The 14,115-nt window shown below is 70.0% G+C and carries 9 protein-coding genes and 1 pseudogene; 4 read left to right on the plus strand and 6 right to left on the minus strand.

Annotation, left to right across the window (positions count from 1 at the left end):
* Positions 1 to 6: 6 nt before the first annotated feature.
* Genes nuoL through nuoN form a run of 3 tightly spaced genes read left to right on the plus strand, consistent with a single transcriptional unit; the run spans position 7 to position 5,125 of the window.
* Positions 7 to 1,902: an NADH-quinone oxidoreductase subunit L gene (gene nuoL / locus ABT137_RS16580; RefSeq protein ID WP_351708906.1), complete on the plus strand. Its 1,896-nt coding sequence runs from the start codon at positions 7 to 9 to the stop codon at positions 1,900 to 1,902.
* 5 nt (positions 1,903 to 1,907) lie between these two features.
* Entirely contained in the window at positions 1,908 to 3,479 is a 1,572-nt protein-coding gene (locus ABT137_RS16585; RefSeq protein ID WP_351708908.1) for an NADH-quinone oxidoreductase subunit M, read from the plus strand.
* Positions 3,476 to 5,125 (plus strand): NADH-quinone oxidoreductase subunit NuoN, encoded by a 1,650-nt coding sequence (nuoN, locus tag ABT137_RS16590; RefSeq protein WP_351708911.1) that lies wholly within the window; start codon positions 3,476 to 3,478, stop codon positions 5,123 to 5,125. Before ABT137_RS16585 ends, nuoN begins: the two co-directional genes overlap by 4 nt.
* An 87-nt stretch (positions 5,126 to 5,212) precedes the next feature.
* Here nuoN and ABT137_RS16595 read toward each other — a convergent pair whose 3' ends face one another.
* Entirely contained in the window at positions 5,213 to 5,728 is a 516-nt protein-coding gene (locus ABT137_RS16595; protein ID WP_351708914.1) for a hypothetical protein, read from the minus strand.
* 268 nt (positions 5,729 to 5,996) lie between these two features.
* Here ABT137_RS16595 and recQ point away from each other — a divergent pair, with 268 nt between their 5' ends.
* Positions 5,997 to 8,012: a DNA helicase RecQ gene (gene recQ / locus ABT137_RS16600; RefSeq protein ID WP_351709232.1), complete on the plus strand. Its 2,016-nt coding sequence runs from the start codon at positions 5,997 to 5,999 to the stop codon at positions 8,010 to 8,012.
* 43 nt (positions 8,013 to 8,055) lie between these two features.
* On the opposite strand, the gene ABT137_RS16605 is transcribed toward recQ, so the two are convergent.
* The 5 genes and pseudogenes from ABT137_RS16605 to ABT137_RS16625 form a co-directional block, all read right to left on the minus strand.
* Complete coding sequence (locus tag ABT137_RS16605) at positions 8,056 to 10,818, minus strand: fumarate reductase/succinate dehydrogenase flavoprotein subunit (RefSeq protein WP_351708917.1); 2,763 nt, start codon at positions 10,816 to 10,818, stop codon at positions 8,056 to 8,058.
* Between the two features lie 11 nt (positions 10,819 to 10,829).
* Positions 10,830 to 11,617: pseudogene (locus tag ABT137_RS16610) on the minus strand (ABC transporter ATP-binding protein).
* A complete protein-coding gene (locus tag ABT137_RS16615; RefSeq protein ID WP_351708920.1) occupies positions 11,601 to 12,515 on the minus strand; it encodes an ABC transporter permease in 915 nt (304 codons plus the stop codon). The pseudogene ABT137_RS16610 and the gene ABT137_RS16615 overlap by 17 nt, the downstream one beginning before the upstream one ends.
* On the minus strand, positions 12,512 to 13,858 hold the full coding sequence (locus ABT137_RS16620) for an ABC transporter substrate-binding protein (protein WP_351708923.1): 1,347 nt from the start codon (positions 13,856 to 13,858) through the stop codon (positions 12,512 to 12,514). The genes ABT137_RS16615 and ABT137_RS16620 overlap by 4 nt, the downstream gene beginning before the upstream one ends.
* A gap of 16 nt (positions 13,859 to 13,874) precedes the next feature.
* Positions 13,875 to 14,102, minus strand: coding sequence for a 4Fe-4S dicluster domain-containing protein (locus ABT137_RS16625; protein ID WP_010986276.1), 228 nt, complete (start codon positions 14,100 to 14,102; stop codon positions 13,875 to 13,877).
* Between the last annotated feature and the right edge of the window lie 13 nt (positions 14,103 to 14,115).

Here is a 14,115-nt window from a genome sequence, read left to right on the forward strand (position 1 = left end):
TGAATCGTGGAGAACCTGATTGCGCTGCTGATCGCGGCGCCCCTGCTCGGAGCGGCCGTCCTGCTCGTCGGCGGCCGCCGCCTGGACGCCGTAGGACACTGGATCGGCACCATCCTGTCGACGACGTCCTTCGTGTTCGGCGTCATCCTCTTCGCCGACCTGCTCGGCAAGAACCCCGAACACCGCACCTTGATGCAGCACCTGTTCACCTGGGTCCCGGTGGCCGGATTCCAGGCGGACGTCACCTTCCGCCTCGACCAGCTGTCGATGACGTTCGTCCTGCTGATCACCGGCGTCGGCTCGCTCATCCACCTGTACTCGGTCGGGTACATGGAGCACGACGAGCGCCGCCGCCGCTTCTTCGGCTACCTCAACCTGTTCCTCGCGGCGATGCTGCTGCTCGTCCTCGCCGACAACTACCTGCTGCTGTACGTCGGCTGGGAGGGCGTCGGCCTCGCCTCGTACCTGCTGATCGGTTTCTGGCAGCACAAGCCCAGCGCGGCGACGGCGGCCAAGAAGGCCTTCATCGTCAACCGGGTCGGCGACATGGGCCTGTCGATCGCGATCATGCTGATGTTCACGACGTTCGGCACCTTCGCCTTCGGCCCGGTCCTCAGCCACGCCACCGACGCCTCCGAGGGCAGGCTCACCGCGATCGGCCTGATGCTGCTGCTCGCCGCCTGCGGCAAGTCCGCCCAGGTGCCGCTGCAGTCCTGGCTCGGCGACGCCATGGAAGGCCCGACCCCGGTCTCCGCCCTCATCCACGCGGCGACCATGGTGACCGCGGGCGTGTACCTGATCGTCCGCTCGGGAGCGATCTTCAACGCGGCCCCCGACGCCCAGCTGGTCGTCACCGTCGTCGGCGCCGTCACCCTCCTCTTCGGTGCGATCGTCGGTTGCGCCAAGGACGACATCAAGAAGGCCCTCGCCGGCTCGACCATGTCGCAGATCGGCTACATGGTCCTCGCCGCCGGCCTCGGCCCGATCGGCTACGTCTTCGCGATCATGCACCTGGTGACGCACGGCTTCTTCAAGGCCGGGCTCTTCCTCGGCGCCGGCTCCGTCATGCACGGCATGAACGACGAGGTCGACATGCGCAAGTACGGCGGCCTGCGCACGTACATGCCGGTCACCTTCATCACCTTCGGCCTCGGCTACCTCGCCATCATCGGCTTCCCCGGCCTGTCCGGCTTCTTCTCCAAGGACAAGATCATCGAGGCGGCGTTCGCCAAGGGCGGCACCGAGGGCTGGATCCTCGGCACCTGCGCCCTGGTCGGCGCGGCCATCACCGCCTTCTACATGACGCGCGTGATGCTGATGACGTTCTTCGGCGAGAAGCGCTGGCAGCCCGACGAGCACGGCCACGAGCCGCACCCGCACGAGTCCCCGAAGGTCATGACGATCCCGATGATCGTCCTGGCGATCGGCTCGGTCTTCGCCGGCGGCTTCTTCAGCATCGGCGACCGCTTCCTGCACTGGCTGGAGCCGATCACCGGCCACAGCGAGGGCGACTCCCCGATCAGCGCGGGCGTCGTCACCGGCGCCACCATGGTCTGCCTGATCATCGGCGTCGGCATCGCCTACCTCCAGTACGGCCGCCGCCCCGTCCCCGCCGTCGCCCCGCGCGGTTCACTGCTCACCCGCGCGGCCCGCCGCGACCTCCTCCAGGACGACTTCAACCACGTCGTCCTGGTCCGCGGCGGCGAACACCTCACCCGCTCCCTTGTATATGTCGACCACACCCTGGTTGACGGCGTCGTCAACGGCACGGCGGCGGGCTTCGGCGGGCTCTCCGGCCGGCTGCGCAAACTGCAGAACGGCTACGCGCGCTCGTACGCGGTCTCGATGTTCGGCGGCGCTGCCCTCCTGGTTGCCGCGACCCTGCTGATGAGGGCGGTCTGATACCGATGTCCTTTCCTCTGCTGACAGCGACGGCGGTCCTCCCGGCCGTCGGCGCGGTCGCCACGGCCGCCGTACCGGCCGCCCGGCGCACCGCCGCCAAATGGCTCGCGCTGCTGGTCTCGCTCGCCACGCTCGTCCTGGCGATCATCGTCATGGTCCGCTTCGACCCCGGCGGCGCCCGCTACCAGCTCACCGAATCCCACGCCTGGATCAGTGACTTCGGCGTCCGCTACGAACTGGGCGTCGACGGCATCGCGGTCGCCCTGCTCGCCCTGACCGCCCTGCTGATGCCGTTCATCATCCTGGCCGGCTGGAACGACGCCGACCCGCTGGAGACCGGCAGCAAGCGGTGGCGGCCCACCCAGGGCTTCTTCGCCCTGATCCTGGCCGTCGAGGCGATGGTGATCATCTCCTTCGAGGCCACCGACGTCTTCCTCTTCTACATCTTCTTCGAAGCCATGCTCATCCCGATGTACTTCCTCATCGGCGGCTTCGGGGACCGCGCCCACGCACAGGGCGAGGAAGCGGCGTCCACGCAACGGTCGTACGCCGCCGTGAAGTTCCTCCTCTACAACCTGGTCGGCGGCCTGATCATGCTGGCCGCGGTGATCGGCCTGTACACGGTCTCCGGGAACTTCTCCCTCACCGAGATCGCGCAGGCCCGCGCCAACGGCACCCTGCACATGGCCACCAGCACCGAGCGCTGGCTGTTCCTCGGCTTCTTCTTCGCCTTCGCCGTGAAGGCGCCGCTGTGGCCGCTGCACACCTGGCTGCCCAACGCCATGCAGGAGTCCACCGCCCCCGTCGCCGTCCTCATCACCGCGGTCGTCGACAAGGTGGGCACGTTCGCGATGCTCCGCTTCTGCCTCCAGCTCTTCCCGGAGGCGTCGAAGTGGGCGACACCCACCATCCTGGTCCTCGCCCTGATCAGCATCATCTACGGCGCACTGCTCGCCGTCGGACAGCGCGACATCAAGCGGCTGGTCGCCTACGCGTCCATCTCCCACTTCGGGTTCATCATCCTGGGCATCTTCGCGATGACCAGCCAGGGCCAGTCCGGCGCCACCCTCTACATGGTCAACCACGGCATCTCCACCGCCGCCCTGATGCTGGTCGCCGGCTTCCTGATCTCCCGCCGCGGCTCCCGGCTCATCGCCGACTACGGCGGCGTGCAGAAGGTCGCCCCGGTCCTCGCCGGCACCTTCCTGATCGGCGGCCTGGCCACCCTGTCCCTGCCCGGCCTCGCGCCCTTCGTCAGCGAATTCCTCGTCCTGGTCGGCACGTTCACGCGCTACCCGGCCATCGGGATCATCGCCACCTTCGGCATCGTCCTCGCCGCGCTCTACACCCTCGTTCTCTACCAGCGGACGATGACGGGCCCGGTGAAACCGGCGGTCTCAGCGATGCCCGACCTGAAGGCACGCGAACTCCTCGTGGTCGCCCCGCTGATCGTCCTGCTGATCTTCCTGGGCGTCTATCCGAAGCCCGTCACGGACATCGTCAACCCGGCGGTCAAACAGACCATGTCGGACGTACACAAGACCGACCCCAAGCCCGCAGTGGAGGCGGCCAAGTGAGCGCAGCAGCCGTCCACAGCCTGTGGACAACCGCAGCCGAGCCGATCTCGAAGATCCCGGCCCCGAAGATCGAATACGGGCAGCTGTCGCCCACCCTGATCGTCGTCGGCGCGGCGATCGTCGGGGTGCTGGTCGAGGCGTTCGTCCCGCGCAAGTCCCGCTACTACGCCCAGGTGTTCGTCTCCGCCGTGGCCCTGTGCGCCGCCTTCGCGGCCGTCGTCGCCCTGGCCGCCGACGGATACGGCACCACCAAGGCGCACATCGCCGCCATGGGCGCCATCGCCGTCGACGGGCCCGCCCTGTTCCTCCAGGGCACGATCCTGCTCGCCGGACTCGTCGGCCTGTTCACCTTCGCCGAACGCCGCCTCGACCCCGAGGCCCACGGCAACCGCGTCGACTCCTTCGCCGCCCAGGCCGCCTCCGTGCCCGGCAGCGACAGCGAACAGGCCGCGGTGAAGGCCGGCTTCACCACCACCGAGGTCTTCCCGCTCCTGCTCTTCGCCGTCGCCGGCATGCTGGTCTTCCCCTCGGCCAACGACCTGCTGACGCTCTTCGTGGCCCTGGAGGTCTTCTCCCTCCCGCTCTACCTGATGTGCGCCCTGGCCCGCCGCAAGCGCCTCATGTCACAGGAAGCCGCCGTCAAGTACTTCCTGCTCGGCGCCTTCGCCTCCGCGTTCACCCTGTTCGGCATCGCCATGCTCTACGGCTACGCCGGCTCGGTGTCGTACGCCACCATCGCCCAGGTCGTCGACGGCACCGTCACCAACGTCGACCCGGCCCTCGCCAACACCATGGGCAACGACGCGCTGCTCCTCATCGGCGCCGCCATGGTCGTCATGGGCCTGCTCTTCAAGGTCGGCGCCGTCCCCTTCCACATGTGGACACCCGACGTCTACCAGGGCGCGCCCACCCCGGTCACCGGCTTCATGGCCGCCGCCACCAAGGTCGCCGCCTTCGGCGCACTGCTGCGCCTCCTGTACGTCGTCCTCCCCGGCATGCGCTGGGACTGGCGGCCGGTCATGTGGGGCGTCGCGATCATCACCATGCTGGGCGGCGCGATCGTCGCGATCACCCAGACCGACATCAAGCGGCTCCTCGCCTACTCGTCGATCGCGCACGCCGGATTCATCCTCGCCGGTGTCATCGCGACCTCGAAGGACGGCGTGTCGTCCGTCCTCTTCTACCTGGCCGCCTACTCCTTCGTGACCATCGGAGCGTTCGCCGTGGTCACCCTGGTGCGCGACGCGGGCGGCGAGGCCACCCACCTGTCCAAGTGGGCAGGCCTCGGCCGCCGCTCACCACTCGTGGCAGCCGTCTTCGCCGTCTTCCTGCTGGCCTTCGCGGGCATCCCGCTGACCTCCGGCTTCGCCGGAAAGTTCGCCGTGTTCAAGGCGGCCGCCGAGGGCGGAGCGGTCCCGCTCGTCGTGATCGGTGTGATCTCGTCCGCGATCGCCGCGTTCTTCTACATCCGTGTGATCGTCCTGATGTTCTTCAGCGAGCCGAGGCCCGAGGGGCCCACGGTCGCCGTGCCGTCACCGCTCACCATGGCGGCCATCGGCCTCGGCGTCGCGGTCACCCTGGTACTCGGTGTCGCACCGCAGTACTTCCTGAACCTGGCGAGCCAGGCCGGAGTATTCGTGCGCTGAAACACCCCGCACAACCCCGGGCCCCGGTTCCCGCACAGGAGCCGGGGCCCACGCGCGCGTGCGACCCAGGACTGCCGACCCAGGGGACTAAGCGCACGTCACCGTCGGGTTCCACGGCGCGAACAGACCGCTCGGATTGTCCTTCCAGATCCACGCGCGCAACGTGTACACCGGCCCCGTGACACCGGGAACCGTCGTCGGCGGCTGGAACTGCTGTCCGAACAACGTCGGCGCGGTGGTCCCGCTGCCCGCCCGCACGATCCACTCCACCGCGACCAGGGCACGGTTGCCGTCGGCGTCGGTCTCGTAGAGGAGACCAGCGGGCTCGGCGGGGTCCAGACTGCCGACGCCGGCGGCCTTGACGTAGTGGTGGCCCGCGCCTCCCTGAGCGGTCCGGTCGCAGGTGTCGGTCCGGGCGTACCCGTCCGTGACCGCGAACGGCTCGTACTGGTAGTCCGCCGTCGCCGTGTACGTCGGGGTCAGATCCGTCCACACGAACGGGTCGGGATCGGGGACGGGAGCCGCGTCGGCGGGAACCGCGGCCAGAGCGAACGGCACGGCCAGCGCCAGAGCGGCGCCGGCGGTGCGGGACCTGAGAGACATCCTGATGCTCCTTGGGGCGGAAGAGGCACGCGAGCGCGGCGCCTCCGTACAACGCGGGCCTCCCCGGTCCCGCCCGTGCAGCATCGCCCCGGCCTCTTCCCGGCCGCCACGCGAAGACCGCCAAAGGGCTGAGGACACCGCCGGACGGGGGAACCCCGCACCTGCACCCCTCTCCCGGGCGGCCAGCCTGTGGATAACTCCGGCGCTGTCGGTCCGGACCCCTATCGTGGTGGCAGTGGTCGAAGGACGACGTACGGGGGACACGACGATGGGCGGGACGGGCGGGACCGACGAGATGCCAGGGACGACCGAGACGCCGGGGGCGCCACAGGCGCACGGCCCGGCGGACAGCGAGGCACTGGCCACGCTGCACCGGGTCTTCGGGTACGACGCCTTCCGAGGCGAGCAGGAAGCGATCATCGAGCATGTGGTGGCGGGCGGCGACGCCGTCGTCCTCATGCCCACCGGCGGCGGAAAATCACTCTGCTATCAGATCCCCGCCCTGGTCAGACCCGGTACGGGCATCGTGGTCTCACCGCTCATCGCCCTCATGCAGGACCAGGTCGACGCCCTGCGCGCCCTCGGTGTCAACGCAGGGTTCATCAACTCCACCCAGGACTTCGACGAGCGGCGCGTCGTCGAAGCCCAGTTCCTCGCGGGCGAGCTCGACCTGCTCTACCTCGCCCCCGAGCGGCTCCGCCTGGACTCCACACTCGACCTGCTCGCCCGCGGCAAGATCGCCGTCTTCGCCGTCGACGAGGCACACTGCGTCTCCCAGTGGGGCCACGACTTCCGCCCCGACTACCTCGCCCTCTCCCTCCTCGGCGAGCGCTGGCCCGACGTCCCGCGCATCGCGCTCACGGCCACCGCCACCCACGCCACCCACCAGGAGATCACCCAGCGGCTGCACATGCCGACGGCCCGGCACTTCGTGGCCAGCTTCGACCGGCCCAACATCCAGTACCGGATCGTCCCCAAGGCCGACCCCAAGAAACAGCTCCTCACCTTCCTCCGTCAGGAACACGAAGGGGACGCGGGCATCGTCTACTGCCTCTCCCGCAAGTCCGTCGAAACCACGGCCGAATTCCTGACCCGCAACGGCATCGACGCCGTGCCCTACCACGCCGGCCTCGACGCGAGCACCCGCGCCGCACACCAGTCCCGCTTCCTGCGCGAGGACGGCCTGGTCGTCGTCGCCACCATCGCCTTCGGCATGGGCATCGACAAACCCGACGTCCGCTTCGTCGCCCACCTCGACCTGCCCAAATCCGTCGAGGGCTACTACCAGGAGACCGGCCGCGCCGGCCGCGACAGCCTGCCCTCCACCGCCTGGATGGCCTACGGCCTCAACGACGTCATACAACAACGCAAACTCATCCAGTCCGGCGAGGGCGACGAGGCCTTCCGCCGCCGCGCCCAGGCCCACCTCGACTCCATGCTCGCCCTGTGCGAGACCGCCCAGTGCCGCCGCGGGCAACTCCTGAACTACTTCGGCCAGGACCCCGATCCCGCGGGCTGCGGCAACTGCGACACCTGCCTCACCCCGCCCGAGACCTGGGACGGCACCATCGCCGCCCAGAAGGTCCTCTCCACCGTCGTACGACTCCAGCGCGAACGCGGGCAGAAGTTCGGCGCCGTCCAGATCGTCGACATCCTGCTCGGCAAGCGCACCGCCAAGGTCATCCAGTTCGACCACGACCAGCTGTCCGTCTTCGGCATCGGCACCGACCTCGAAGAAGGCGAATGGCGGGGCGTCGTCCGGCAGCTGCTCGCCCAGGGGCTGCTCGCGGTCGAAGGCGAGTACGGCACCCTGGTGCTCACCGAGGCCAGCGGGACGGTACTGCGGCGGGAACGCGAGGTCCCGCTGCGCAAGGAGCCGAAGAAGCCGGCGGTCTCGCGAGCGACCGGAAGCTCCGGGTCCTCCGGCAGGGGCAAGGCGAAAGCAGCCGCGGCAGAGCTGCCCGAGGAACTGCTCCCCGCCTTCGAGGCCCTGCGCGCCTGGCGCGCCGAGCAGGCCCGCGAACAGGGCGTACCCGCCTACGTGATCTTCCACGACGCCACCCTGCGGGAGATCGTCAGCCGGTGGCCCGAGTCCGTCGCCGAACTCGCCACCATCGGCGGCGTCGGCGAGAAGAAACTCATGACGTACGGAGAGGGCGTCCTCGGCGCGCTGGCCGCCCTGAAGACACCGGCCGTCGCCCCGGCCCCCGCGGCGACGGGGACCGGGGACGAGGACCACTGGCCCGAGACGGAGCCGGAACCGGAACCGGAGGACTGGATATAGGCCCCACGGCGGCGGTGCGGAATCCGCCCGGTGGGAGCGCCGCCTACAGCCCCCTCGCCGCATACGCCCTGACATCCGCGTCCGGGTCGGCCGTCGCCGTGGCCAGAGCCGCGCGGGCCTCCTCGGCACCGGCATGCCGGGTCAGGGCGAGAACGGCAGCCTTGCGGACGTCGGCGTTCCGGTCGGCGAGGGACTTGGCGAGGGCCGGCACCGCCACGGCACCGTCGGCGCCGCCCAGCGCCCTGGCGGCACCCACACGCACCTGCCAGGCCGGGTCGGCCAGCGCGGCCACGGCGGCCTCGGCCAGGGGCGGCGGACAGCCGACGCCCGCCAGGGCCTCGTAAGCCGCACCCCGGACCAGCACATCGGCATCGCCGACGAGCGTGGTCAGGGCCTCCAGCACGCCGCCCTCCGCAGCGGCGGCGCCCACCGTCCCGAGGGCCTTCGCCACCGTCACCCGCACCTCACGGGACGGGTCGCCGACGGCACCCGCCAGGGCGTCGGCGGCGTCCACCGAGACCAGCGCCCGCACCGCCTCGATCCGCACCACCGGATCGGAGTCGGCCAGGAAACCGGCGAACAGACCGGCGCCACCCAGGCGCAGCGCCCGCAGCACGTCGAGCGCGGCCGCCCGGACCAGGGAATCGGTCACACCGAGCGCGTCGACGAGGGCATCACCCAGCGCCGGTTCGGACGCAAGCGTCTCGACCAGCTCGCGCAGCGAGGCCGCGGCCACCGAACGGACCCCGGCATCGGGATCCGCCAGCGCACCGGCCAACGCCAGCCCGACCCCCGCCGGAGCCGTCTCCGTGAGCACCGACACGGCCGCACGGCGCACCGAGGCATCGAGGTCGGTCAAGTACGGCTCAAGAGCAGCGAGTTCGGGCTCCTCCTCGGCGAGGGCGAGGAGCCCCAGGAGACGGGGTGAGACCGGCTCGGCCCGGTCCGGCTCCACAGGCCGCACGGCGGCGGCCGCCACCGGCCCCGCGGCCACCGGCGGCACGTCCCGGGCACCCGCCGTGGCCACGTCCAGCGGACGCACCTCGCCGATGTGCCGGGACGGACCGCCGACCGGGGTGAACTCCTCGACCGGCACCAGATACGGAGCCACGGGACGAGCCGTGAACTCCATCGCACCAGAGGGGGACTTGTGCAGATCGAGATGATGGAACCAGGAGGCGTCGTCACGCTCGGGGTGATCGAGCCGGTCGTGGTAGAGACCCCAACGGGACTCGGTACGGGCCAGGGAGGCACGCGCGGCCATCTCCGCACAGTCGCGGATGAAACTCACCTCGGCACAGCGCATCAGTTCGTGCGGAGTACGGGCACCCATGGCGGCGATGTCCTCCCGCATCCGCTCGAAGGACTCCAGAGCGAGGGAGAGCCGCGCCCCGGACTTCGGCGGCGCCACGTAGTCGTTCACGAAACGGCGCAGCTTGTACTCGACCTGGGGCTGCGGCGGGCCGTCCGGATGACGCAACGGACGGTAGATCAACTCGTGCGCCTCACGCACCTGGCCTGCCGGCAACTCCCCCTCGTACGCCGCGTACTGGGCGGCGTCCGCACCCGCGAGATCACCGAAGACGAACGCGCCGATCATGTAGTTGTGCGGGACACAGGCCAGGTCACCGGCCGCGTACAGGCGGGGAACGGTCGTACGGGCATGGTCGTCGACCCGGACCCCGGAAGCGGAATGCCCGCCGCACAGACCGATCTCCGAGATGTGCATCTCGACGTCATGGGTCCGGTAGTCGTGCCCCCGCCCGGAATGGAACGTGCCACGGGTGGGCCGCTCGGTGGAGTGCAGGATGGACTCCAGAGCGGAGACCGACTCCTCGGGAAGGTGGCTCAGCTTCAGGTAGACCGGGCCGCGGTCCGAGGCCACCTCGGCGGCGAACTCCGCCATCATCTGCCCCGACCAGTAGTCGGAGTCGACGAACCGCTCACCGTGCCGGTTGACCTGGTAACCCCCGAACGGGTTCGCGACGTACGCGCAGGCAGGCCCGTTGTAGTCCTTGATCAGGGGATTGATCTGGAAGCACTCGATCCCCGTCAGCTCCGCGCCCGCGTGGTAGGCCATGGCGTAACCGTCACCGGCGTTGGTCGGATTCTCGTACGTCCCGTACAGGTACCCGGAGGCGGGCAGCCCCAGCCGCCCGGCCGCACCGGTCGCCAGAACCACCGCACCCGCGCGGACGGTGACAAACGCCCCCGTACGGGTGTTGAACCCCGCCGCGCCCACCGCCCGCCCGTCCACCGTCAGCACCCGAACCGGCATCACCCGGTTCTCGATCCGGATCCGCTCCCGCATCTCACGACGCCGCAACTGCCGGTACAGGACCTTCTTGACATCCTTGCCTTCCGGCATCGGCAGTACGTACGAACCGGAGCGATGCACCTGGCGGACCGCGTACGCGCCATGCTCGTCCTTCTCGAACTTGACCCCGTACGACTCCAGGCGCTGGACCATGGCAAAACCGCGCGTCGCCGTCTGCCGGACCGTGGACTGGTCGACGATCCCGTCGTTGGCACGGGTGATCTCGGCGACGTAGTCGTCGGGCTCGGCACGGCCCGGGACGACCGCGTTGTTGACGCCGTCCATGCCCATGGCGAGCGCCCCGGAGTGACGGACATGAGCCTTCTCCAGGAGCAGCACGTTCGCACCGTGCTCGGCGGCGGTCAGGGCGGCCATGGTGCCGGCGGTGCCGCCGCCGACGACGAGGACGTCACAGGTCAGTTCCTCGGCGTCGCAGACGGCGGGAATCTCCAGAGGGGCGGGAACGGGGGCGTTCGCGGGGGTGGTCACCGGGATGCCTTTCAGATGCCGAGCGAGGAGAGGACGGTACGGCGCAGGGCCACACGGGCCGGGTCGTCGAGGGCGCCGCGCTCACGCGGACGCGGAACGTCACGCACAGAGGCCACCCGGCCGGCCGCGAGCAGGGCCACCCGGTCACCGAGGAACAGCGCCTCGTCCACGTCATGGGTGACGAAGACAACGGTCGCACCCGTACCGCCGAGCACCTCCACCAGCAGGTCCTGCATGCCGGAACGGGTCTGGGCGTCCAGCGCCCCGAACGGCTCGTCCATCAGCACGGCACGCGGCGCACCGGCCAGCGCACGCGCCAACTGCGCCCGCTGGCGCTGCCCACCGGACACCCGGTGCGGCAACTGCCCCGACTGCGCGGCCAGCCCGACCCGGTCCAGCCACGACTCCGCCTGGACACGACGCTCGGAACGCGCGACCCCCTTGATGGCGAGCGGAAGTTCGACATTGCCGCGCAACGTGCGCCAGGGCAGCAGCGCATCCTCCTGGAAGACCAGCGCCCGGTCGGCCGACGGCCCCGTCAACACCGTGCCGTCCTGCGACACCGTCCCGGCCAGTGGGGACAACAGCCCCGCGAACGTCCGCAGCAACGTCGACTTCCCGCACCCCGAAGGCCCGACCACGTGAGGATCTCCCCAGGCCGGACGTCCAGCGCCACATCGTGCAGTACCGGGGCGTCCGGACGGCCGAGCACGGCCGCACCCAGCGTGAGCCGGGCCCCACGTGCGGCCTCCGGCGCCGGAGCGACCGCCGGCGCGGCCACCTCAGACGAAGTGCTCATCGCGCGCCTCCTGGCCGGTGTCGCCGCGGCCCTGCTGCTGGGCATCGGACTGCTTCTGGGACTCGCCGTCGGCACGCACTGCGACCGGAGCGGCGACAACGGCGGGCACCGCAACGCGCGGCCGGCCGCCGGGGACGTACGACGTGCGGGGCAGCCAGCGGGTCAGCCACCGGCCGAGGAGTTCCACGGCCGTCGAGGTGACCCAGCCGAGCACACCGATCGTGACCATCCCGACGAACACATCCGGGTAGTTGACGACCGTGTAGTCCTGCCAGGTGCGGTAACCGACCCCGTACTGACCGGAGATCATCTCCGCGGAGATCACACAGATCCACGACACACCGATACCGACCGACAGCCCACCGAAGATGCCCGGCAGCGCACCCGGCAGCACGACCGAACCCAGGATCCGCCACCTACCGCCCCCCATCGTGCGCACCGCCTCCTCCCACACCGGAGTGAGGGCACGCACCGCGTGCCGGGTGGAGACCATCACCGGGAAGAAGGCGGCGGTGCAGGTGATGAAGACGATGCCCTGCTCATTGGAGGGGAACAGCAGGATCGCCACGGGCACGAGAGCGATCGCCGGGATCGGACGGAGCACCTCAAGGACGGGGCCGAGCAGATCCTCGGCGAGACGCGAGCGGGCCACGAGCACACCCGTCGCCACACCCAGTACGGCCGCCAGCGCGAAACCGGTCAGGATGCGGGTGAGGCTGTCGGTGAGATCCGTCCAGTAGTCGCCGCCGGAGACCCGGTCGGCGAAGGCACGGGCGACGTCCGTGACCGTCGGGAACTGCGAGAAGCGCAGCCACAGGTCGACCTTCAGGCTGGTCAGCAACTGCCACAGCCCCAGGGCGGCGGCCAGCGACGCCACCCGCAGGACATACCGGCTCACGACGCCCGCCGCAGCGCGTCGGTATAACTGACGACCTGCGCGCCGTCGTGCGCGCCGACATACGCCTGCGCCGTCGCCTGCGTCACGAACGGCAGCAACTGCTCACCGTCGGCCACCCACACCGCCTTGTCGGCGAACCAGAGGGTACGGGTCGTGGCGTCGGGGACGTACGCGGCGCGGATGCCGCCGCTGTGCTTGGCGACGTAGGCCAGCAGCTCCTTGGGGGAGGTGAAGCTGGTCGTCTTCTCGCTCCCCTTCGCCCACACCTCGCTCGCGGACGCCGGCGGTGCGGCGGCGAGCCGCTTGGCGTAGTCGGCGCTGCCCAGGGCCTTCTTCACGTACCGGTCGTCGACGAACGAGTCCACATCGACGTCACCGGTCAGCTTTGCGGCCTTCAGCACCGAGACGTCCTGCTTCAGCGCGGAGACCAGCGCGGGCTTGACGGCGGGGTCGAAGGTGGCGATGCCGTGGGCGCCGTTGTAGAGGTAGACGACCTCCGCGGGCAGGCCGGTGGCCTCGGCGACTTTCTCGGCAGCTGTCACGGGATGGGCGTCGAGGTAGTCGGTGGCCTCCGCCTGGGCCTTGAGGAAGGCCTCCAGGACGGCGGGCCGCTGTTGGGCGAAGTCCTCGCGGGCGGTGACGCCGTGGAAGGTGGGAAGGTTCAGCTGCGCGCCGTCGTAGAGCGCCTTCGCCTTGCCCTGGTAGGAGAGCAGGCCCGGCCAGGCCACGAACTGGGACAGTGCGTCCACGCTGCCCGCCGACAGCGCCGAAGCGCCCACCGCAGGCTGCTGGTTGAGCTTGGAGATGCCCTTGTCCGGGTCGATGCCGGCGCGCTGCAGGGCGCGGACGAGGGTGCCGTCGGCAGCGGAGCCGATGCTCGTCGAGACCTTCTTGCCCTTCAGGTCCGTCAGGGACGTGAGCTTGGAGTCGGGTGCGGTGACCACGGTGTTGAGGCCGCCGCGGAGGTTGTAGCCGGTGACGGAGACCAGGCGGGTGGGCTGGCCGAGTTGTTTGCCGCGGGCCGCGTTGAGCAGCAGCGGAAAGTCGCCCATCGAACCGATGTCGATCTTTCCGGCCGTCATCTGCGCGGTGATCGGGGCGCCCGTGGCGTAGTCCTGCCAGTCGACCTTGTAGGTGCGGCCGTCGTGGAGGGCGTTGAGCTGCTGCTCGAAGTAGCCGAGGGAACGCAGCAGGGTGCCCGCCGTGACCGTGTTGATGGTCTTGGACTGGTAGCCGACGGTGACGGTGACTGTGTTGCCGTCTCCGGCCTGGGCGCTGCCGCCGCAGGCGGAGAGCGGCAGTAGAAGGAGGGCTGCGGATGCGGCGGTCGCTGTGCGTTTCATGGGAGTTCTGGGCCTCTCACCGGAGCAGATAGGGCATGTTGACCGTGACGGCTCCGGTGGGACAGCGGGCCGCGCACGGGCCGCAGTACCAGCACTCGTCGACGTGCATGTAGGCCTTGCCGTTGCTCTCGTCGATGGCGAGGGAGTCCAGCGGGCACATGTCCACACAGAGGGTGCAGCCGTCGATGCACTTCGACTCGTCGATGGTCACGGGCACGTCGGCCCGCTGGGGTGCCAAGGGCATGGCTGTCTCCGGG

This window comes from Streptomyces sp. NPDC001980 (assembly GCF_040296885.1).
Classification (GTDB): Bacteria; Actinomycetota; Actinomycetes; order Streptomycetales; family Streptomycetaceae; genus Streptomyces.